At 59.3% G+C, this 20,476-nt stretch carries 22 protein-coding genes; 12 read left to right on the top strand and 10 right to left on the bottom strand.

What is annotated here, in order from left to right; all coding sequences use genetic code 11:
• Positions 1–186: 186 nt before the first annotated feature.
• Positions 187–1,560 (bottom strand): nucleotide 5'-monophosphate nucleosidase PpnN, encoded by a 1,374-nt coding sequence (gene ppnN / locus ACZ0AZ_RS24580; RefSeq protein ID WP_039763117.1) that lies wholly within the window; start codon positions 1,558–1,560, stop codon positions 187–189.
• A gap of 223 nt (positions 1,561–1,783) precedes the next feature.
• On the opposite strand from ppnN, the gene ACZ0AZ_RS24575 reads away from it, so the two are divergent.
• On the top strand, positions 1,784–2,311 hold the full coding sequence (locus tag ACZ0AZ_RS24575; protein ID WP_434765874.1) for a DUF3087 domain-containing protein: 528 nt from the start codon (positions 1,784–1,786) through the stop codon (positions 2,309–2,311).
• Here the strand turns inward: ACZ0AZ_RS24575 and ACZ0AZ_RS24570 are convergent.
• The gene (locus tag ACZ0AZ_RS24570) at positions 2,308–2,694 is read right to left on the bottom strand and encodes a DUF2784 domain-containing protein (protein ID WP_039763115.1); all 387 of its coding nucleotides are present in this window, start codon (positions 2,692–2,694) and stop codon (positions 2,308–2,310) included. The genes ACZ0AZ_RS24575 and ACZ0AZ_RS24570 overlap by 4 nt on opposite strands.
• A gap of 128 nt (positions 2,695–2,822) precedes the next feature.
• Between ACZ0AZ_RS24570 and ACZ0AZ_RS24565 the strand changes: the two genes are divergently transcribed.
• Entirely contained in the window at positions 2,823–2,966 is a 144-nt protein-coding gene (locus tag ACZ0AZ_RS24565; protein ID WP_024013238.1) for a hypothetical protein, read from the top strand.
• A gap of 44 nt (positions 2,967–3,010) precedes the next feature.
• On the opposite strand, the gene ACZ0AZ_RS24560 is transcribed toward ACZ0AZ_RS24565, so the two are convergent.
• A complete protein-coding gene (locus ACZ0AZ_RS24560; protein WP_042606722.1) occupies positions 3,011–3,283 on the bottom strand; it encodes a hypothetical protein in 273 nt (90 codons plus the stop codon).
• A 263-nt stretch (positions 3,284–3,546) separates the two neighbouring features.
• Entirely contained in the window at positions 3,547–4,227 is a 681-nt protein-coding gene (locus tag ACZ0AZ_RS24555; RefSeq protein WP_463538356.1) for an SOS response-associated peptidase, read from the bottom strand.
• Between the two features lie 155 nt (positions 4,228–4,382).
• Between ACZ0AZ_RS24555 and ACZ0AZ_RS24550 the strand changes: the two genes are divergently transcribed.
• The 3 genes from ACZ0AZ_RS24550 to ACZ0AZ_RS24540 all read left to right on the top strand — a co-directional run bounded on the left by ACZ0AZ_RS24550 (position 4,383) and on the right by ACZ0AZ_RS24540 (position 6,711).
• On the top strand, positions 4,383–5,330 hold the full coding sequence (locus ACZ0AZ_RS24550) for an ABC transporter substrate-binding protein (RefSeq protein ID WP_129999972.1): 948 nt from the start codon (positions 4,383–4,385) through the stop codon (positions 5,328–5,330).
• Positions 5,331–5,462: 132 nt separating this feature from the next.
• Positions 5,463–6,362 (top strand): polysaccharide deacetylase family protein, encoded by a 900-nt coding sequence (locus ACZ0AZ_RS24545; RefSeq protein WP_129999971.1) that lies wholly within the window; start codon positions 5,463–5,465, stop codon positions 6,360–6,362.
• A 106-nt stretch (positions 6,363–6,468) separates the two neighbouring features.
• A complete protein-coding gene (locus ACZ0AZ_RS24540) occupies positions 6,469–6,711 on the top strand; it encodes a DUF1652 domain-containing protein (RefSeq protein ID WP_039763110.1) in 243 nt (80 codons plus the stop codon).
• Between the two features lie 3 nt (positions 6,712–6,714).
• On the opposite strand, the gene ACZ0AZ_RS24535 is transcribed toward ACZ0AZ_RS24540, so the two are convergent.
• Positions 6,715–7,077, bottom strand: coding sequence for an NUDIX hydrolase (locus ACZ0AZ_RS24535; protein ID WP_051600742.1), 363 nt, complete (start codon positions 7,075–7,077; stop codon positions 6,715–6,717).
• Positions 7,078–7,295: 218 nt separating this feature from the next.
• Here ACZ0AZ_RS24535 and ACZ0AZ_RS24530 point away from each other — a divergent pair, with 218 nt between their 5' ends.
• Positions 7,296–7,493, top strand: coding sequence for a hypothetical protein (locus tag ACZ0AZ_RS24530; protein WP_039763109.1), 198 nt, complete (start codon positions 7,296–7,298; stop codon positions 7,491–7,493).
• Between the two features lie 62 nt (positions 7,494–7,555).
• Here ACZ0AZ_RS24530 and ACZ0AZ_RS24525 read toward each other — a convergent pair whose 3' ends face one another.
• Positions 7,556–7,795 carry a hypothetical protein gene (locus ACZ0AZ_RS24525; protein WP_039763471.1) on the bottom strand — a complete coding sequence of 80 codons (240 nt, stop codon included), beginning with the start codon at positions 7,793–7,795 and terminating at the stop codon, positions 7,556–7,558.
• Between the two features lie 184 nt (positions 7,796–7,979).
• On the opposite strand from ACZ0AZ_RS24525, the gene ACZ0AZ_RS24520 reads away from it, so the two are divergent.
• Both ACZ0AZ_RS24520 and ACZ0AZ_RS24515 read left to right on the top strand, forming a co-directional pair.
• Positions 7,980–8,315, top strand: a complete 336-nt coding sequence (locus ACZ0AZ_RS24520) for a hypothetical protein (RefSeq protein ID WP_129999970.1) — start codon at positions 7,980–7,982, stop codon at positions 8,313–8,315.
• A 188-nt stretch (positions 8,316–8,503) separates the two neighbouring features.
• Complete coding sequence (locus tag ACZ0AZ_RS24515; protein WP_039763108.1) at positions 8,504–9,109, top strand: DUF6338 family protein; 606 nt, start codon at positions 8,504–8,506, stop codon at positions 9,107–9,109.
• 140 nt (positions 9,110–9,249) lie between these two features.
• On the opposite strand, the gene ACZ0AZ_RS24510 is transcribed toward ACZ0AZ_RS24515, so the two are convergent.
• A complete protein-coding gene (locus ACZ0AZ_RS24510) occupies positions 9,250–10,149 on the bottom strand; it encodes a LysR family transcriptional regulator (protein WP_039763107.1) in 900 nt (299 codons plus the stop codon).
• Between the two features lie 119 nt (positions 10,150–10,268).
• Between ACZ0AZ_RS24510 and ACZ0AZ_RS24505 the strand changes: the two genes are divergently transcribed.
• Positions 10,269–11,636: an MFS transporter gene (locus tag ACZ0AZ_RS24505; RefSeq protein ID WP_129999968.1), complete on the top strand. Its 1,368-nt coding sequence runs from the start codon at positions 10,269–10,271 to the stop codon at positions 11,634–11,636.
• Between the two features lie 30 nt (positions 11,637–11,666).
• The gene (locus ACZ0AZ_RS24500) at positions 11,667–12,941 is read left to right on the top strand and encodes a glucarate dehydratase family protein (protein ID WP_129999967.1); all 1,275 of its coding nucleotides are present in this window, start codon (positions 11,667–11,669) and stop codon (positions 12,939–12,941) included.
• A gap of 102 nt (positions 12,942–13,043) precedes the next feature.
• Here ACZ0AZ_RS24500 and ACZ0AZ_RS24495 read toward each other — a convergent pair whose 3' ends face one another.
• A complete protein-coding gene (locus ACZ0AZ_RS24495) occupies positions 13,044–13,928 on the bottom strand; it encodes a LysR substrate-binding domain-containing protein (protein ID WP_039763104.1) in 885 nt (294 codons plus the stop codon).
• A gap of 157 nt (positions 13,929–14,085) precedes the next feature.
• Between ACZ0AZ_RS24495 and ydiJ the strand changes: the two genes are divergently transcribed.
• The gene (gene ydiJ, locus ACZ0AZ_RS24490; RefSeq protein WP_463538811.1) at positions 14,086–17,112 is read left to right on the top strand and encodes a D-2-hydroxyglutarate dehydrogenase YdiJ; all 3,027 of its coding nucleotides are present in this window, start codon (positions 14,086–14,088) and stop codon (positions 17,110–17,112) included.
• On the opposite strand, the gene ACZ0AZ_RS24485 is transcribed toward ydiJ, so the two are convergent.
• Entirely contained in the window at positions 17,045–17,731 is a 687-nt protein-coding gene (locus ACZ0AZ_RS24485) for a paraquat-inducible protein A (protein ID WP_039763103.1), read from the bottom strand. The genes ydiJ and ACZ0AZ_RS24485 overlap by 68 nt on opposite strands.
• Positions 17,728–18,324 carry a paraquat-inducible protein A gene (locus tag ACZ0AZ_RS24480; protein ID WP_039763102.1) on the bottom strand — a complete coding sequence of 199 codons (597 nt, stop codon included), beginning with the start codon at positions 18,322–18,324 and terminating at the stop codon, positions 17,728–17,730. The genes ACZ0AZ_RS24485 and ACZ0AZ_RS24480 overlap by 4 nt, the downstream gene beginning before the upstream one ends.
• A gap of 171 nt (positions 18,325–18,495) precedes the next feature.
• Here ACZ0AZ_RS24480 and ACZ0AZ_RS24475 point away from each other — a divergent pair, with 171 nt between their 5' ends.
• A complete protein-coding gene (locus ACZ0AZ_RS24475; protein WP_463538355.1) occupies positions 18,496–19,662 on the top strand; it encodes a DUF1624 domain-containing protein in 1,167 nt (388 codons plus the stop codon).
• The last annotated feature ends 814 nt before the right edge of the window (positions 19,663–20,476 follow it).

Below are 20,476 nucleotides of genomic sequence, written 5' to 3'. Positions count from 1 at the left end.
TTCTTCGCGAGCAGGCTCGCTCCCACAAGGGGATTGAGGTTGTGACTACAATTTGCGCCACACCATAAATCCTGTGGGAGCGAGCTTGCTCGCGAAAGCGTCATCTGATCCAACGTCTCTGTTGAATGAAAGACCGCTATCGCTGGCAAGCCAGCTCCCACATTGGGTTTTTGTGACGGCTTGAGATTATGCGACGACCTGGTAGCACGGCACATACGCCGCGCCACCCGGCAACTTCATCCGGTGCTGGGCGACGAATGCCTTTAGCAGCGCATCAAGCGGCTGCATGATCGCCGCATCGCCACGGATCTGATACGGCCCGTGTTCTTCGATCAGACGAATGCCCTTGTCCTTGACGTTGCCGGCGACGATTCCGGAAAACGCCCGACGCAGATTGGCCGCCAGTTCATGCGGTGGCTGGTCGCGGTGCAGTTTCAGGTTGGCCATGTTTTCGTGGGTCGGGTCGAATGGGCGCTGGAAGCCTTCATCGATCTTCAACAGCCAGTTGAAGTGAAACGCGTCGTTACGCTCACGACGGAACTGCTTCACCGCTTTCAGCCCTTGAGTCATCTGCCGCGCCACTTCGGCCGGGTCGTCGATAATGATCTCGTAATGCTGCTTCGCCGCTTCGCCGAGGGTCGCGATGACGAACGCATCCAGCTGTTCCAGATACGGCGCGGCATGCTTCGGTCCGGTGAGGATGACCGGGAAGGGCAGGCCTGCGTTGTCCGGGTGCATGAGGATGCCGAGCAGGTAGAGGAATTCTTCGGCAGTACCGGCGCCGCCCGGAAAAATGATGATGCCGTGGCCAACGCGAACGAAGGCTTCCAGACGCTTTTCGATGTCCGGCAGGATCACCAGCTCATTGACGATAGGGTTAGGCGCTTCGGCAGCGATGATGCCTGGTTCGGTCAGGCCAAGGTAGCGACCGCCATGGATGCGCTGTTTGGCATGGGCGATGGTTGCGCCTTTCATTGGGCCTTTCATCACGCCAGGGCCGCAACCGGTGCAGATGTCGAGGCTGCGCAGGCCCAGCTCATGGCCGACCTTCTTGGTGTATTTGTACTCTTCGGTGTTGATCGAGTGACCGCCCCAGCACACCACGATTTTCGGCTCGACGCCCGGGCGCAGGGTGCGCGCGTTGCGCAGCAGATGGAACACGTAGTCGCTGATGCCTTGGGAATTGCTCAGGTCGATGCGTTGGCTGTCGAGTTCGTTCTCGGTGTAGACAATGTCGCGCAGGGCGCTGAAGAGCATCTCGCGGGTGCTGGCGATCATCTCGCCGTCGACGAACGCGTCGGCCGGAGCGTTCAGCAGCTCCAGGCGCACGCCGCGATCCTGCTGGTGAATGCGGATTTCAAAGTCCTTGTAGGCTTCGAGAATGGTCTTGGCGTTATCGACATGGGCGCCGGTGTTGAGAATGGCCAGGGCGCACTGGCGGAAGAGGGTGTAGGTGCTGCCGGAACCGGCTTCGCTCAGCTGCTGGACTTCACGTTGAGAAAGGGTTTCCAGACTGCCTTTCGGGCTGACCGAGGCATTGATTACGTGTCGTTGGGTCATGCAGTGATCCTTAAAACGATGCCATCCGCAACGCAGCGGAGGGCATCCGAATAATGTGTATCCATGAATGAAGATGGCACGATCTGCGCTGTACCGCCATGTCCCCGTTGGACGCTGAAAAGATGAAAAGGAGCCCCAGCATAGCTAAAACCCTGTGCGATGCGATAATGCGCCGGCGAGTTTTTTCCGTTGCGCCTTTTGTCACTCAGGGAAGTCATTTTCGATGTTCGAGATTCAGCCGATGGACCCCGCTACCTTTCGTCAGCAGACCCGCCGGAGCACGGTCATCATCGCCGTGCTGTTTCTGTTGTTGGCCATGCTGTTTTCGTCTGTCGCGGTGGCAGTGTTCGGTGAGCCCGACGGGGATAATCTGCGCTTCAATGTTGGCGGAGTATTTGTGGCATTTCTGCTGACCGCAGCGTTGTTGCGCGGGCGTTTCTGGCATCAGACCTGGATGGCTCCGGCGGTATACAGCTGGCGTCTCAAGCGTAGCCTGATGAGCATTACCAATGTCATGCACCAGGTGACAGCGGCGGTGCAGAACAACGATCCGACGGCGATGAAGGTGTTGCGTTTCTATCACGTGGGATTGCTGCAGATGCATGAGTTGGACGGCAATTCGAGCGATCACGGCCTATTGCGTGACGAAGTCGAACAGCACAAGGCGCGGATGCTGACGCAGGGCCTTGATCCAGACCAGCCACGCTTCGATCCGCAGTGGCTGGAAACGTTGAAACCGGCCTCGCGCTAAAACGGAATGCGCCGGGCGCGACGCAGTTTCCACGAGCGCAGCAATCGCGCATAGACGATCAGGTTGATCGCCAGCACCACGCTACCAAGCGCCAATTGAATCTGCGGGGTCAGACCTGCCGGATAGATGATCGGCCAGATGTAATGCTCGATAAAGCCACCGGCGTATTCGGTCTGCCCGGCCGCGTGGCGCATCAGGTTTTCCCAGTAGGTCAATGGACAGGTCAGGTGCAGCACTTCAACCGCCACGCCCCATGCGGCCGCCGGCAAGTGCAGCCACATCAACCGTGGCCAGCGCAGCACCAGCAGCCCGCCGAACAGCACGAACAAGATGAAACACAAGTGAAACAGCACCAGCCCGTCGGCGGCGATTCGGTACAGCATGGTGTCTTCCTGACGTAAGGGTGGATGGCGCTATGGTACGCCGCGCGGGACAAAATTCCTTGGTGAATTCGGGCGCGCAAAAGTGTTCTACCCTTTAACGACAGCAACTGTTCTGAGGTGAGGTGGACATGGCAACCGAGCAAACGCGTGCGGAAGATGATGAGCCAACTGAAGAAGAAATCGAGCGGCAAAAACGGCAGGAAAAAACCTGGAAGCACGATGACAGCCGCGAGTTGTCGGACCGCGACCAGGAGCGGCCTTTGAAGCCTTGAACAACGCATACGAAAAGCCCCGCATCAGCGGGGCTTTTCGCGTTTCAGAGGTCTTCCAGCTGCGTGAAGTCCGGGTAGGTCGCTCGGTACCCCAACGTTCGATCGATCCACGCATTGAGCTCATTGACCATCACCGGCGGATGGCCGGGATAACCCTCAAGGGTGCTGCGCAAGGTGCGCTCGATGTCGGGCACGCTGTGCAGGTTTCGGGTCTTGATGTAATGGCCGATAAAACAGTCGAGTTCCAGGCGTTCTGTCTTGGACAGATGGACACACTTCAGGCCGCTGACCTGTTTGATTGCAAAATCGTCGCTCACTTATTTCTCTGCAAGGCTTGAAAGTTGTTGATGGATTCCTGATTTCTTTGACTCTTTGGTCAATTGGTATACCAATCGGAAAGGCGGCGCGCATGCTATCCGCAGCGCGGGAAAATGTATGTATGACAGTCGAAATGTCTGACAGGCGGTTGATTCGCTCAAACGGCTGTTTTACGAGGGGTGTATCGCGATTGAAACACTTTTAGTAACGCGCGGGATTCAGTGGAGGGCTCGCTTGATTAACGCAGCGATAAAGTAATTATTCAGTCGACCCGTTCTATCAATTGCGCACCTTGATTACGCGTATTACCGACCGCTTTGCCGACTTTGTACCATTCGAACGCATCACTGGGCTCGCCTTCAAACAGCAGCATTTGCTCGGCGCGTTCCACTGGCGTAGCAGGATCAAGCCATTCCCGAGCTCGCGCCGAATCGAAGACCACCGGGCGGCGATCATGAATATCGAGCAGGCCGCCCAGGCTGTCAGCGGTGATGATGACGAACCCGTCGTCCTCCCTCGGCGCAACCCCCGGCACCGGAAACTGGCCGATGCCAGCGCAGAAAACCGGTGCTTGATCCGCCCGACGGATCAACCAGGGCTGTCGGGATTTTTCCCCGCTATCAACCCACTCAAACCAATTATCGACCGGCACGATCAGCCGCTGGCGCCAGATTGCCCGAAAGAACGCGCCGTGGGCGACCTTCTCTACCCGAGCGTTGATAGGGGGCGGACGATCCTTCGCCCAATGCGGCCGCCAGCCCCAGCGCAGATTGTCGGCATGGAAGGTCTGCTCGTGCTGATGCAGTACCGCCAGCGCAGTGGTGGGCGCTGCGTTGTAGCGATCCAGCGGCGCATCGCCCACGTGATTGACCAACGCATCGGGAATGCTCAACACCGCAACGAAATCATGAATCCCACGGTACTGCGTGAGTCTTCCGCACATGACTGAAATCTCCTCGAGGAAATTTCAGTCTAGTCGCGCCAGCACATCTGTTTCGAAGACGCGCAAATACCGTGCTTACGTTATGCAAAATTAGAATTTAAAAACGGAAATCAAGAGCGTTATGGTCTATGCAATTCCCCTTTGCAGGACTCGCCATGAAGCTGTCTCGTTTCCTACGCCGTGCACTGACCGTAGCCTTGTTCACGGCCCCAGTCGCCCACGCAACAGAGCCTGTGGTTCTGCATGTTGGCGACCAAAATTACTACAACATTCGCGCTTCGATTGAAGCCTCGGGCGTGTTGAAAGACGCACCTTACTCAGTCGACTGGAAACACTTCCAGGCTGCCGCGCCGCTCGCTGAAGCGTTGCAGACCGGCTCGCTGGATCTGGGGTTTCTCGGCGACTCGGGCTTCCTGTTTCTCGCTGCCAAACAGGCACCGGTGAAACTGATTGGCGTGTCGCGGCAGAATCCGGACACCATTGCTCTGTTGGTGCCAAAGGATTCGCCGGTAAAGACCATTGCCGATCTCAAAGGTAAGAAGGTCGCGTATTGGCCCGGAGCCTGGAGTCAGCAACTGACCTTGCGCGCGCTGGAGCAGGGCGGCCTGCCGGAAAACTACGTCGACTTCGTCAAGCTGATGCCGATCGACGCGGCCGCCGCTCTCCCGCAAGGCAGTATCGATGCCTTTCCGGTGTGGGAACCGTATATCTCGCAACAGATCGTGTTCTCTGGCGCTCGACCGATTCTGACCGCAAAAAACCTGATGCCAGGGCTGAGCGCCATTGCTGCGTCGACGCCTTCCATCGACAGCAAGCGCGCGGCGATTGCCGATTTTCTCGGACGTCTCAAACAGGCGCGCGCCTGGGTTGATAACCACACCGACGAGTACGCCGATCTCTGGGCGAAAAAGGCCAACCTCGACCAGCAGGTCTCGCGCCATTGGTTACGCCAAGCGCACATGACCGTCGGGCCGGTGAATCAGCAGGCGGCAGCGGATTTGCAGAGCACGGCGGACTTTCTGTTCAAAGTCAAAGCACTGCCGGCACCGTTGGCCACGGCGGGGATCATCGACACCTCATTTCAACAAGCCTTGACGCACTGAAAACCGGCACCGGAACCAAACCCTGTGTACCTTATCCAACCTGCGCTCGCCGATAGCAGCGCGGGGAGGGTAACGGGCGAGGGAGTTTTGCCATTCGACAACACGACGGCTGCGGCCGGACTCAGGGCAAACATGACATCCGAATGCAAACTTCTCTGTGCGGCGCTCATCGCGTTCGGTCTGGCCGGCTGCATTGCCGCGCCGATCGAAATGACCGCGCAAACCGAAACGCGACTGAAGACCCAGCCGCCCGTGCGTTTTTTGTTGACGTTCGATGATGGTCCCAGCGCTTCAGGGTGGTGGAACCCCACGGCCACGGTGCTCGACAGCCTCAAGAGCAATCCGGTGCAGGCAGACATCAAAGCCGTATTTTTCGTGCAGACCCGAGCATCCAGAGCGGGTGACAGCGAGATCGGTCGCAGCCTCATGCGCCGTGAGCACGTAGAGGGACATATCCTCGCCTTTCACACCGCGACTCACTGGCACACCAATCATCGCTTGCTTGAGCCGCAAGAACTGGAGCAATCGCTGACCGATGGCAGCGCTGACATCGCCGCTATTACCGGAGCGCCGCCCAAGCTGTTGCGCCCGCCGTTCTGGAACTACGACAAGCGCACATTTGCGGCCTATCAAAAACACGGCTTGCACGTCTTGCTCACGGACTTGAGTGCCAACGACGGCAAGATCTGGGGCTTCAACGCCAGCCCTCGGCGTCGGGCGAACATGTTGCGGCAGTTATCGCAAGTGCGTGAGCGCATTGCGCTCGGCCAATTGCCGACGGTGGATGGTGTGGTTCCGGTGGTAGTGACGTTCCATGATCTCAATCGCTACACGGCGCGCCACACCCGAGAATATCTGCAGATTCTGCTCGATAGCGCGGCGGCAACCGGGGTTAGACTGGCAAACAAGCCGTTCTACGACGATCAGGCTGCTCTGGAAAAAGCTGCCCTGGCGCGTACGGTTCAGCAAAGCGCGGAACCCGTGAATCTGCCCGGAATGTGGAACTGGATCTGGGACCACGACGCGCATTGAGTGGCGTGGATAATCTGTGATCGGTTTGGCATTTGCGGACCAGGCAATAAACGCGTCCTGCATCTATGCTCGGTGGATCGATTCTCCGCCTGCGAGGCGTCCGCCCATGCTTGCCATTGCCGATATTTGTCGCATCGTCGAGTCAGGCTTCCCGAACTACAAATGTGATTGCGCGCCAACCGCGCAGGGTTTATTGCGCATCAAGGTGTACGAGCCGGGAAGCGGGCGTGTCGAACTGTTGCTTGATGGCGTATCTCCCGAACAATTGGTCACGATTCGCGATATTTCAAATTTCATTGGTGAGTTGCGAACGGAAATCAGCGCGGGTCGCCGGGCGTTCGCCGGCTGATCGTTATAAACGCCTTTGAAAGGCCTGCACGATGCGCCGCGTCGCGTCATTGGTTTCAAGATTGTGCACGGCATCGAGCGGGTACCAGATGCAATCGACGATTTCATTCTGGGGGCGCACATCGTCGAGGTTGACCACCGAAGCCTCGTACACATGATGCCGCGTACTGCCCGCCTGAAAATCCATCAGGTACAGGACGTCCTCTGCATTCAGCCCGGTTTCCTCCTGCAACTCGCGCACGGCTGCAGCCGCACGGGTTTCTCCGGGCTCGACCTTGCCGCCGGGCAAAGACCAGTGATGGCGGGGTTTGCGCACCAGGAGGATATGGCGATCCTGTTCGCAAATGACGGTGGCGCGTACTTTCATGTTTGCCCTGTTGATGCGTGTCATAAATCCGTAATCAAACTGCAATATTTGAGCCGCAAGCGGATTTAAAGGTTCCCTCTTGATTCGGAGCCATTTGCGTAGCAAAAAGTGCCAGTGAATTGACATGTGCCAGGGCGAATCCGGTTTACACCGCAGCGGGGAGCGGGTGTAAGGTAAGCCCGTACACCGAAAACACCGTTGGCAAACAGGAGGTGCTCATGAGCATTCCAATGCTGAACAAGCTGCACATGAACGGTTATGACGTCCTCAGCGTGAACAACGGGCCATGGCGAGTCTGCACGCAGGGCGACCGATTGGCGTCATTCACCAGCAGGGAGGAAGCGATGGCTTACGCGGCGGCGCTTCCCGGTTACAAAAAACGCTCCAGGCAAGTGCAAAGCCACATTGGCGGCTGACCCGTTGTAACGAAAGAGCCCCGGTTTCGACCGGGGCTTCTTGTTTGAGGCCTTCAAGTGCTTCAGTGAACCTTGGTTCGGCTGATGGTCCGGGCTTTCACCTCCTTGGCATAAATCTGCAATCTTTCCTCGTCGCTTTGCAGGATCTCGCAAGACCGCAATACAGTCTGAGCGTCGGCCTCGTTACCGGATTTGCGCAATTGCTCAGCGATGCGCTTGAGGTCGACTGCCGACCATCTCAGGTCCGATGCCACGCTTTGCAAATCCCGTTGAAGTTCGTGTTCATATTCATTGAGCCGCATGATCACCTCCAGAACATTCTCGGTAGAAAAGAGTAGTCGCATTTCTCAAGGTGCGGCCGAGTCATCTGACGCCCGGCTGAACGGATGTAAAAAATTGTCCAAACGCCGGTAACGGCGGGATGCCACGATGGATGTGCCGACGGTTAAACGGTACATTCACGTTTTTTCCGAACAGGTAAACAGCATGCGCGTATGGATTGGCACTTTGACCCTGGCCTTGTTGACGGGTTGCTCGTTACCAGCATCGCTGGTGCCGGGCGAGCCAAACCTCAGCAAGACCAGTGACAAGCCTCCCAAGGAATATGCCGCGTGTTTGTTACCGTTGTGGCAGAAGGACGTGGCCAAGACTTCGCAGACGTCGATTTCCAACGGCTACCGGATTACCGCGCCGAGCATTATCACGGCGGATGAGATTCTCGATATCGTCAAATACAAGGACGGCAGCAAAGTGTCCCTCTATCAGGGGCCGCCTTGGGCGAAGTCCGGGGCCCTGCGCCAGTCGGTACGTGACTGCCTGTAACCGGGCGCCCGGATCTCAAAAAGGCAGACACCGAAATTCCGGTGTCTGCCTTTTTTCTTGCATGACGTCTACTGATGCTCGCTCGCAATGGGCTGTGACAGTTGCCCGCGAGGCGCAGCAGGATCGTGGACTAGGCTTTGAATGTCGGCCCGTGACGGGTTCGGCATGACTGAAAGGAGCCTCGGATCATGGATGATCTGGTCAAGGAAATCATTCCGCTGTTGCAGTACCTCATCCCCGGGTTTTTATCGACCTGGATCTTTTATTCACTCACGGCGTTCAAGCGGCCGGATACATTTGGTCAGATTGTGCAGGCGCTGATATTCACGTTTGTGATTCAGGGCGCGGTGTTGGCGGTGGGCAGCCTCTGTTTGTGGATTGGCTCGAAGGGGTTTTCATTAGGAAAATGGGATGATCGGGCGCAAACGCTCTGGGCATTTGTGTTTTCGCTGATGCTGGGATTGTTTGCCTGTTACCTGGCGACGAATGACAAATTGCACGGTTGGTTACGTAAGCGAAACGTCACGAAACAATCTTCTTTCCCAAGTGAATGGTTCTGCGCTTTCGCCCAGTTCGACCGGTTCATAACCCTGCATTTACATGACGAGAGGCGCGTGTTTGGCTGGCCTGTGGAGTGGCCGTCCGCATCCAGTTGCGGGCAGTTCGTGATGCAGAATCCACGTTGGGTTAATGATGATGGCAAGTCGACGCCTTTTGGTGCCGAAATTTTGCTGATAGATTCCGCGCAAGTTAAGTGGGTTGAATTTAGCCCGGTATCGGAGGGTTCATCATGACGACTGCAAGAGCGCCGCGACCAATGCCAAAGCAATACGAACGCCTGTTCACAGGGCCTGACGGCAAGCCGCTGGAGGAGCCGTTGATCAAAGCCCCGAGCGCTCCGCCGCCACTCAAATACAGGTTGCCACAATAATTTTCAGCCCCAACCCTGCACCACCGCCCGGCGAATCGCCTCCAGCAACATCGCGAACGCCGGGTTGTCATTGTTTTCTCGCCAGATCAGATGCAGCTCGCTCTGCACCCCTTCGCCCAGATCGATCTCGCGAAATACCACATTCCTGAACACCACGCTGGTCGCGCAACGCGGTACCAGCGCCAGACCCATACCGGCGTTGACCAACGCCAGGATCGTCAATGATGAGCCCAGCCACTGCACGTAATCCGGTGCCACCCGCGCTGAGCGCAGCGTGCCGGTCAACAGTTCGTTGAACGGGGGATAGGCTTCATGGGAGTACATCAGGAACGGCTGTTTATCCAGGTCAGTCACTGACACCTCAGCTGCATTTGCCAATCTATGCCCGCTTGGCACTGCCAGCACAAACGGCTCGCGCACCAGGCATTCAGTGGCGTAGCCGGGTTCCTGCAATGGCGCTCGGGCAATGCCAAGGTCGATACGGCGAGCGCGCAACGCTTCGTGCTGCTGATAGGTGTTCATCTCTGCCAGATCGATTTTCACCTGAGGCTGTTTGAGCCGCGCTTCGGCGATCACCTTTGGCAGAAACTCATACACCGCGCTGCCGACGAACGCGATGTTCACCGAGCCAATGTCGCCCTCTGCAAACCGGCGTGCGGTGACTGCCGCTTGCTGCGCGCGCTCCAGCAGATTCTGCGCTTCGACAAAAAATGCCCGGCCCGCCGCCGTCAGCGCAACGCTGCGGGTGCTGCGGGTGAACAACTCGACGCCGAGGTGATGCTCCAGCAGCTGAATCTGCCGGCTCAGCGGTGGCTGGGTCATGTTCAAGCGTTCGGCGGCGCGGCGGAAATTGAGTTCGGTGGCCACCGTGGTAAAGCAGCGCAGCTGGGTGAGTTCGAACATTGATCTAATCCGGGTATCAATCGAGTGCCAGTTTAGATTAGACGGGATCAATGCGCGGCGTCCATGATCGGCTCATCGCTTCAAGTCATCCCTAAAAAAACAAGATCGGGAGTCGCCCCTTGAAAACCCTCCAGAGTCCGCCGGACATCACGGTGCTCGCCCGCGCCGCCGCCAAGGTCAAGCGTCACGTGTTGCCGCTGTTCGTGGTGATGTTCATCGTCAACTACATCGACCGGGTCAACATCGGTTTCGTGCGCAGCCATCTGGAGACCGATCTGGGTATCGGCGCAGCGGCTTATGGACTTGGCGCCGGGCTGTTTTTCATCGGTTACGCACTGTTCGAAGTGCCGTCGAACATGCTGTTGCAGCGCTACGGCGCGCGGGTCTGGCTGACCCGGATCATGTTCACCTGGGGCGCCGCGGCCATGGCCATGGCTTTCGTTCAGGGTGAAACCAGCTTCTACGTACTGCGCTTTATCCTGGGCGCGGCCGAGGCTGGGTTCTTCCCGGGGATCATTTATTACTTCACCCAGTGGCTGCCAGCGTCCGAGCGCGGCAAAACCATGGCGGTGTTTCTCAGCGGCTCGGCGATTGCCTCGGTGATTTCCGGCCCGGTGTCCGGTGCGCTGCTGCATATCAGCGGGCTCGGCATGCACGGCTGGCAGTGGATGTTTCTGATCGAAGGCGCAGCGTCGGTGGTGTTGTGCGCATTCGTCTGGTTCTGGCTGCAATCACACCCGCGTCAAGCCAAGTGGCTGAGCGAGGAAGAGCGCGAAGCGCTGGTCGCGGCGATTGCCGAAGAACAACGCGTTCGCGAAGCAGTACAAGTCGCCAAACCATCGATGTTCAAGCTGCTGGCTGACCGGCAGATCGCGCTGTTCTGCTTCATCTATTTCTCCATCGCGCTGACCATTTACGGCGCTACGTTCTGGTTGCCGAGCATGATCAAGAAGATGGGTAACCTCGGCGATTTTCAGGTCGGGCTGCTCAACTCCATTCCATGGATCATATCGATTGTCGCCATGTACGGCTTCGCGGCGATGGCCGGCAAATGGAAATTCCAACAGGCCTGGGTCGCGCTGACCTTGGTGATCGCCGCCATCGGTATGTTCATGTCGACCACCGGCGGGCCGGTGTTTGCCTTCGTCGCCATCTGCTTTGCCGCCATCGGTTTCAAAGCGGCGTCGGCGCTGTTCTGGCCGATTCCGCAAAGCTATCTGGATGCGCGCATCGCTGCGGCGGTGATCGCGCTGATCAACTCCATCGGCAACCTTGGCGGCTTCGTCGCGCCGACCGCGTTCGGCATTCTTGAACAAACCACCGGCTCCATCGAGGGCGGCCTGTATGGCCTTGCGGCGACATCGCTGATCGCCGCCGTAGTGATCTTCTTCGCCCGCACGGCGCCCGGCGCCAAAGGCCAAACCCCGGCAAAGCCAAGTGACGAAGCCGCCGTTGTGGCGCCGGCTCGTCCGGCCGCGAGCCACTGAATCGATTGTTGATCTGTCAGGAGCGTCATCTTGAAAATCACCCGTGTCAGCGTCACCCCGATTGCCTTCCGTGATCCGCCATTGCTCAACGCCAGCGGCATTCACGAACCTTTTGCCCTGCGCTCGATCATCGAAATCGAGAGCGACAACGGCTACATCGGCCTCGGCGAAAGCTACGGCGATGCCCCGGCCCTGGCGATCCAGCAACAATTGCAGAGCCAGTTGATCGGCCTCGATCCGTTCAACCTCAATCAACTGCGCGTGATCGTGCAGGCTACCGTCGCGGCGAATAAACCCGCCAGCGTCGCTGGCGCTGAACTGGCCCCCGGCTCCCACGCCAGCAAAGCGGTGAGCAACGCCTACTCGGCGTTCGAAGTGGCGTTTCTCGATCTGCAGGCGCACTACCTGAACGTGCCGCTGGTGGACCTGCTCGGCGGCGCGATCCGCGATGAAGTGCCGTTCAGCGCTTACCTGTTTTTCAAATACGCCGAACATATCGAATCGCCCTACAAACCGGACAACTGGGGCGAGGCGCTGCACGAGCAGCAGATCGTCGCCCAGGCAGCGCGAATGATCGAAGCCTACGGTTTCAAGAGCATCAAGCTCAAGGCCGGTACCTTGCCGCCGGAGCATGAAGTGGCTTGCATCAAGGCGCTGAAGAAAGCTTTCCCGGGATTGCCGCTGCGCATCGATCCGAACGGCAACTGGTCGCTGGAGACGGCGATTCGCATGGCCGAACTGCTTGGCGATGACCTGCAGTATTACGAAGACCCGACCCCGGGCCTCGATGGCATGGCCGAACTGCACAAGCGCACCGGTCTGCCCTTGGCGACCAATATGGTGGTCACTGATTTCGACGAGTTCCGCCGCAGCGTTGCGCAGAACAGCGTGCAGATCGTCCTCGCCGACCACCATTACTGGGGTGGCCTGCGTGACACGCAGACGCTGGCGAAAATGTGCGACGTATTCGGCCTTGGCGTGTCGATGCATTCCAACTCGCACCTGGGCATCAGCCTGATGGCCATGGCGCACGTCGCGGCGGCGGTGCCGAATCTGGATTACGCCTGCGACACCCACTACCCGTGGCAGGAGCCGGACGAGGAAGTGATCAAGGGTGGCAAGCTGCCGATCGTTGATGGCTGCGTGAAGATCACCCGCGCGCCGGGGCTCGGGCTGGAGCTGGATCATGAGCAACTGGCCAAGCTGCATGATCAGTACCTGACGTGCGGGATTCGCCAGCGCGATGACGTGCGGCAGATGCAGCGGTACAAGGCTGATTGGCGGGCGGTCAAACCGAGGTTTTAAGGTCGTTGCGACTGGCATCTTCGCGAGCAGGCTCGCTCCCACACTTGGCATACATTTCCCTGTGGGAGCGAGCCTGCTCGCGAATGGCCGCGACTCGATCCTTCAGAGGGTATCAATTAGCCAATCCCGAAACGCCTTCAATGAAGGCAGATTCTCATTGCGCGGCGGATACACCAGGTAATAGCTGCGCCGGCTGGTAATCGGTTCGCCCAGTTGCAGCAATTCGCCCTTGAGCAATTCCTCCTCGACCAGAATCCGCGGCACCAGGCCCACGCCGATATTGGCGCGTACTGCCTGAATCAAGTGCGAGGTCATTTCGAAGCTCGGCCCGATCCGCATGCTGCGATGCGGCAGTTGATGATGGCTGAACCATTCCGCCCACGCCTGGGCATTGCTGCTGACGTTGAGCAGTAATTGCCCGGCCATGTGCCGCTCGGCCTCGTCGCGTTCAGTCGCCGACAGCTGCGCGCTGGCAATCGCCACCAATTCTTCGGTGTGCAGGGGCAGGGCAGTCAGGCCAGGCCATTCTCCACCGCCGACGCAGATGGCGGCGTCGATTTCGCTGGTGTCGAAGTCGATGGTTTCGATCCGCGAATGCAGGTGCACGGTCATGCCTGGATGCGCCGTGTAGAAATCCTTGAGCCGTGGCAGCAACCATTTCGAACCGAAGGTCGGCAGCGTCGCCAGGCGCAGGCTGTGAATGCCTGAACCAAACGCCATCGCCTGCAAGGTCGCGCTGCGGATCTGCCCGAGGGCTTCGCTGAGCTCGCGCTGATACATGCGCCCGACATCCGTCAGCACCACCTGCCGGCCTTCGCGGCTGAACAGGCGCATGCCGAGCATCTTCTCGAGAATCTGCACCTGACGGCTGACCGCGCTCTGCGTCAGTGACAGTTCATGGGCGGCGCGGGTGTAGCTTTCATGCCGAGCGGCGGCCTCGAAAGCCAGCAGCAGCGACATGGACGGTGTGAGAGTGCGCGGATTCATTCGTAAAACTCATTGATAGCGGGTCGAATTTACGCTTGTTCCATGGCTGGCCAGCAATGAACATGGGCGCAATCAGATGGCGGAGCCTGACGCAATCATTCCTTGCGCACAACTGTTCACCGCCACACAGCCCGATTTGACCGAGATGACCCGACCGATGATTGCCCAGCTGTCGCCCGCCAAAGCCCTGACCGGCGATTACCAACAATTCCTCGCCGCCCTGAAAGACAGCGGCTTTCGCGGGGAAATCAGCGCTGATTACGCCAGCCGCGTGGTGCTCGCGACCGACAACTCGATCTATCAGCGCTTGCCGCAAGCGGCGGTGTTTCCGCTGGACGCCGAAGACGTTGCACGTGTGGCGCGGCTGATTGCCGAACCAGCGTACGAGAAAGTGGTGATCACCCCGCGTGGCGGTGGCACCGGCACCAACGGCCAATCGCTGACGGACGGCATCGTCGTCGACCTGTCGCGGCACATGAATCGCATTCTGGAAATCAACGTTGAACAGCGCTGGGTGCGGGTGCAGGCCGGTGTGGTCAAGGACCAGCTCAACGCCGCGCTGAAATCCGCCGGGCTGTTTTTCGCCCCGGAACTGTCGACCTCGAACCGCGCCACGGTCGGCGGCATGATCAACACCGACGCCAGCGGCCAGGGCAGTTGCACCTACGGCAAGACCCGCGACCATGTGCTGGAGCTTGAGATGATCCTGCGCGGCGGCGAGTGTCTGCACGGCCTGCCGCTGGCCGCGGATGAGCTTGCAGCGCAGTGCGCCCGCGATGATCGCGTCGGCGAAGTCTATCGTTGTGCGCGGCAGATCATTGATGAACAGGGCGAGCTGATCAAAGCACGCTTTCCCGATCTCAACCGCTGCCTGACCGGTTATGACCTGGCGCATCTGCGCGAGGCCGATCAGCGCTTCAACCTCAACAGCGTGCTCTGTGGCGCTGAAGGCTCGCTGGGCTTCGTCGTCGAAGCGCGGCTCAACGTGCTGCCGATTCCCAAACACACGATGCTGGTGAATATCCGCTATGCCGGGTTCATGGATGCCTTGCGTGATGCGCGGGCGTTGATGGCGCTCAAGCCGTTGTCGATTGAAACCGTTGACTCCAAGGTCTTGTTGTTGGCGATGCAGGACATCGTCTGGCACGGCGTTGCCGAATATTTTCCTGAAAACGCTGAGCGGCCGACGCTGGGCATCAACCTGGTCGAGTTCTGCGGTGACGATCCCGAAGACCTGCAACGCCACGTCGAAGCGTTCCTCGAACACCTGCAAAACGACCGCACCGTGGAGCGCCTGGGCCATACGCTGGCGGTTGGTCAGGCAGCGGTGAACAAGGTCTACGGTATGCGCAAACGGGCGGTGGGCCTGCTCGGCAACGTCGCCGGCGAAGCCCGCCCGCAGCCGTTCGTTGAAGACACCGCAGTGCCGCCGCAGCACTTGGCCGAATACATCGCCGAGCTACGCGATTTGCTCGACAGCCACGGTTTGCAGTACGGCATGTTCGGCCATGTCGACGCCGGCGTGCTGCACGTTCGGCCGATCCTCGACATGAAAGACCCGCAGCAAGCGGCGCTGGTACGCCCGGTGTCCGATGGCGTCGCCGCGTTGACCCAGCGCTACGGCGGCCTGCTCTGGGGCGAGCATGGCAAGGGCCTGCGTTCGGAATACGCGCCGGCATTCTTCGGCGAGTTGTACCCGGCGCTGCAAGCCTTGAAAGCAGCGTTCGACCCTTTCAATCAGTTCAACCCGGGCAAAATCGCCACGCCAGCGAACAGCGGCGCAGCGCTGCTGAAAATCGATGAAGTGACCCTGCGCGGCGAGCTGGATCGGCAGATCGACGAGAAAGTCTGGCAAAGCTACGGCGCGGCCATGCACTGCAACGGTAACGGCGCCTGCTACAACTTCGACCCCGATGACGCCATGTGCCCGTCGTGGAAAGCCACCCGCGAACGCGCGCAATCGCCCAAGGGTCGCGCGTCATTGATTCGCGAATGGCTGCGGTTGCAGGGCGAGGCGGGCGTCGATGTGCTCTCGGACGTAATCCGCAAACCGGCGTTTTTCAGCACGCTGTGGCAGCGCTGGCGCAACAGCCGCGATCCGTCGGCGGATTTTTCCCATGAGGTGTACGACGCCATGGCCGGTTGTCTGGCCTGTAAATCCTGCGCGGGGCAGTGCCCGGTGAAGGTCAACGTGCCGGAATTCCGCTCGCGTTTTCTCGAGCTGTATCACAGTCGTTATCTGCGTCCGGCACGGGATTACCTGATTGCCTCGCTGGAATACACCATTCCGTACATGGCGCATATTCCGGCGCTGTACAACGGCTTGATGGGCGCGGGCTGGGTGCGTGGCGCACTGGCGCGGATCGGTGGCATGGTCGATGTGCCGTTGCTCAGCCGTTTCGATTTCCACGCGGCGATGCGCCGTTGGCAGGTGCAGCCAGCAACGGTTGCAACGCTGTCGGCACTGACCTCAGAGCAACGCGAACGCAGCGTGGTCATCGTGCAGGACGCCTTCACCCGCTACTTCGAAGCGCCGCTGCTGGCTGATCTGGTCGAGCTGATTTCGCGCCTGGGTTATCAGGTCTATCTCGCGCCGTTCAGCGCCAACGGCAAGCCGCTGCACGTGCAGGGCTTTCTCTCGGCGTTCAATCGCGCGGCGTTGCGTAACACTGAGCAGTTGCAGGCACTGGCGCAGACCGGCGTGCCGCTGCTGGGGCTGGATCCGGCGATGACTTTGGTCTATCGCCAGGAATACCTCAAAGTGCCGGGCTTGAATGAATGTCCTGAAGTGGCGCTGGTGCAGGAATGGTTACTCAAGGTCATGCCAGAACGGACGCCTGAGGCTCAACCCAAAGCGTTCCGTCTGCTCGCCCATTGCACGGAGAAAACCAACGCGCCGGCCGCGACTCGCCAGTGGGAACAGGTCTTCGAACGTGCCGGTCTGAAGCTGGCCACGCAGGCTACCGGTTGCTGCGGCATGTCCGGTACTTATGGCCACGAAGCACGCAACCGCCAGACCTCGGCAGTCATTTACGAGCAATCGTGGGCGCGTCAGGTGCAGGCTCCGGCGGAGCAGGGCGAGGCGTTGGCGACCGGCTATTCCTGCCGCAGCCAGGTCAAGCGCCAGTCGGATCAGGCGCTGCGCCATCCGTTGCAGGTGCTGCTGGAGGCGCTGCGTCGCTGACCGTGTCGCTGGTGTCCCTGTCCCAGATCAGGCGCGGGTCGAAACTCATCGCCGCGAGCATGGTGAACACCACGACCAGGCCGAAGAACAGGATGCCCGGTCGTGGCTCGATATCGCCCAGCGCCTGGAATTTCACCAGCGCCGCGACCAGCGCGACCACCAGCACGTCGAGCATCGACCAATAGCCGATCAGCTCGACGAAGCGGTACAACTTCGAACGCTCCTTGCGCGCCCAATCGCTGTTTCGCTGCACCGTGACCAGCAGCAAGGTCAGGGCGACGAACTTGACCCCCGGCACCGCGATACTGGCGATGAAAATGATCAGGGCGATGTCCCACGCTCCGGCCTCCCAGAACTCCAGCACGCCGCTCATGATCGTGCTGTCGGCGCCGTTGCCGAGCATCACCGTATTCATCACTGGCAGCAGATTGGCCGGGATATAGAAGACCAGTGCAGCGAGCATGTACGCCCATGTGCGCGTCAGTGAATTGGTCTTGCGCCGATGCAGCGGTGCATCGCAGCGTGGGCATTGGTGGGGCTCGTCGGTCATGTCGCAGGCCAGGCCACAGCTGTGGCACAGGCACAGGTTGAGCTCGCTGGCGGTCGGTGGACGCTTCATAAAATGTCCCAGAGTTCGCGGATGTCACGGCCGGCAATGCGGATCATCATCAGGCTCAGCACCGCCAGGGCAAACAGGCCGATCCCCGGCAGCACATCGAGCAGGCCGGCGAGTTTGAACACCGCGACCATCGCCCCCAGCAGACACACCTCAAGCATGCTCCACGGGCGCAGGGTTTCCAGCCAGCGCATGCACAGATTGAACCCCGGTGCCCGCCTCATGCCGAGGGCGAAACTCAACACCCAGACCAGCAACACTAGCTGAAACGCCGGGGCGATGATGATCGCAATCGCTGCGACCATCGCGATGAAGGTGATCGGCCCCTGGCTCAGCGCGAGCACCGAATCCCACAGGGTCGCGCTGTTTTTCATGCCTTTGAGGCTGATGCTCATCACCGGATAGAAATTGGCGAACAGCCACAGCATCGCCGCCGTAAACGTCAATGCCAGACGCTGCTCGATGGTCAGGCCGTTGAAACGCTGCAGCACGCCACCGCAGCGCACGCACAGGGTTTTCTGGTGTTTGGCGAGCACGACTTTCTCGTACACGCAATCACAGTGCTCGCAGATGATCAGGTGTTGGGTGTTGATCATGGACAACGCTCAGGGGCAAGACGTACCTGTTCACTATAGAAGGCTGGGGTGGAGGGGCAACCTCGATGTCGGGATGTTTGGGTTTTGCTTTTTTGATGTTATAAGGTAACGAAAAATTCGAGGGCGTCATTGTGGCTGCCCGGTGTTATTCCTCTCGATTGCGAAAGATCCATGACCCCAGCGCTTCCCCGTTCTGCCCCACTGACGACTGGCCGGCTGCTCTCCATTGATGCGCTCAGAGGCCTGGTGATCCTGTTCATGCTACTTGATCATGTACGCGAAACCTTCCTGCTGCACCGCCAGGTCTCCGATCCGATGGACATCACCAGCACCGAGCCGGCGCTGTTTTTCAGCCGCACATTGGCGCATTTGTGTGCGCCGGTATTCGTCTTGCTGACCGGTTTGTCGGCATGGTTGTACGGCGAAAAATACGCCGGTAAAGCCGATGTCAGCGCGTTTCTGTTCAAGCGCGGTTTGTTCCTCGTGGCGCTGGAGTTCACCTTGGTGAACTTCGCCTGGACGTTCCAGTTGCCGCCGAGCGTGATCTACCTGCAGGTGATCTGGGCGATCGGCCTGAGCATGATCGCGCTGGCGCTGCTGGTCTGGTTGCCGCGTGCGGTGTTGCTGCTGAGCGTAGCGATCATCGCCGGGCACAATCTGCTGGACGCGGTGCATTTCCCGGTCGAGTCGGCGATGCATGTCCCTTGGGCGATCCTGCATGACCGCGGCTGGATTGAGATCAGCGAAACCCTGCGCCTGCGTACCTCGTATCCGCTGCTGCCGTGGATCGGTGTGATCGGTTTGGGGTACGCGCTGGGGCCGTGGTTCGCTCGGGGCATGGACGCGGCGGTGCGCCAGCGTCGTTTGCTGATGGCCGGGGCCGGTGGATTGCTGGGATTTGTGGTGCTGCGTTTGATCAACGGCTACGGCGAAAAGCCGTGGGCGATCAGCGATTCGCTGGTGCAGACACTGATGAGCTTTTTCAATATCACCAAATATCCGCCGTCACTGCTGTTCATCGGGTTGACTGTGAGCGTGGGGCTGTTGCTGCTGCTCGCCTTTGAGCGCGTGCAGGGTCGCCGCTGGATTGGCTGGCTGACGGTGTTCGGCTCGGCGCCGATGTTTTTCTATCTGCTGCATCTGTATGCGTTGAAGGTGCTGTACCTGATTGGTGTGGCGCTGTTCGGCCTGAATCAGGGCAGCTATTTCGGTTTTTCGACGGTGACGGCGGTGTGGCTGGCGGCGATGATTCTTGCCGTGGTGTTGTTCCCGGCAGTGCGCTGGTTTTCGGCACTCAAGGCGCGGCGGCGGGATATCAGTTGGTTGAAATATTTGTAAATCGAAGCAGAGCTTGTGGGAGTGAGCTTGCTCGCGAAGAGGGTGTTTCAGTCGATGCAGCGGTGACTGACAGGACGCTTTCGCGAGCAGGCTCGCTCCCACAGTGGGTATGCGTTGCGCCGTGAATTAACTACCAGCAGCGGTTCTTGTGTGGGAGCGGGCTTGCTCGCGAAGAGGGCGTGTCAGGCAATGCATTTGACGACTGGCAAAATGCTTTCGCGAGCAAGCCCGCTCCCACAGTGGGTGTGTTGCGACGTGAATTAACTACCAGCAGCGGTTCTTGTGTGGGAGCGGGCTTGCTCGCGAAGAGGGTGTGTCAAACAATGCAGCGGTGACTGACAGAATGCTGTCGCGGGCAAGCCCGCTCCCACATTGGGTAGGTGTTGCGCCGCACTTTACCTACCCGCGGTGGTTCCTTTTTGGGAGCGGGCTTGCTCGCGAAGAGGGTGTGTCAAACAATGCAGCGGTGACTGACAGAATGCTTTCGCGGGCAAGCCCGCTCCCACAGTGGGTAGGTGTTGCGCCGCACTTTACCTACCCGCGGTGGTTCCTTTGTGGGAGCGGGCTTGCTCGCGAAGAGGGTGTGTCAAACAATGCAGCGGTGACTGACAGAATGCTTTCGCGGGCAAGCCCGCTCCCACATTGGGTATGTGTTGCGCCGTGAATTAACTACCAGCGGCGGTTCTTTTGTGGGAGCGGGCTTGCTCGCGAAGAGGGTGTGTCAGGCAATGCATTTTACGACTGACAAAATGCTTTCGCGGGCAAGCCCGCTCCCACAGTGGGTAGGTGTTGCGCCGCACTTTACCTACCCGCG

The organism is Pseudomonas sp. AC239 (genome assembly GCF_979258545.1).
The sequence above is the reverse complement of the archived record's forward strand: the minus strand, read 5'-3'. Positions and strand labels throughout refer to the sequence as shown.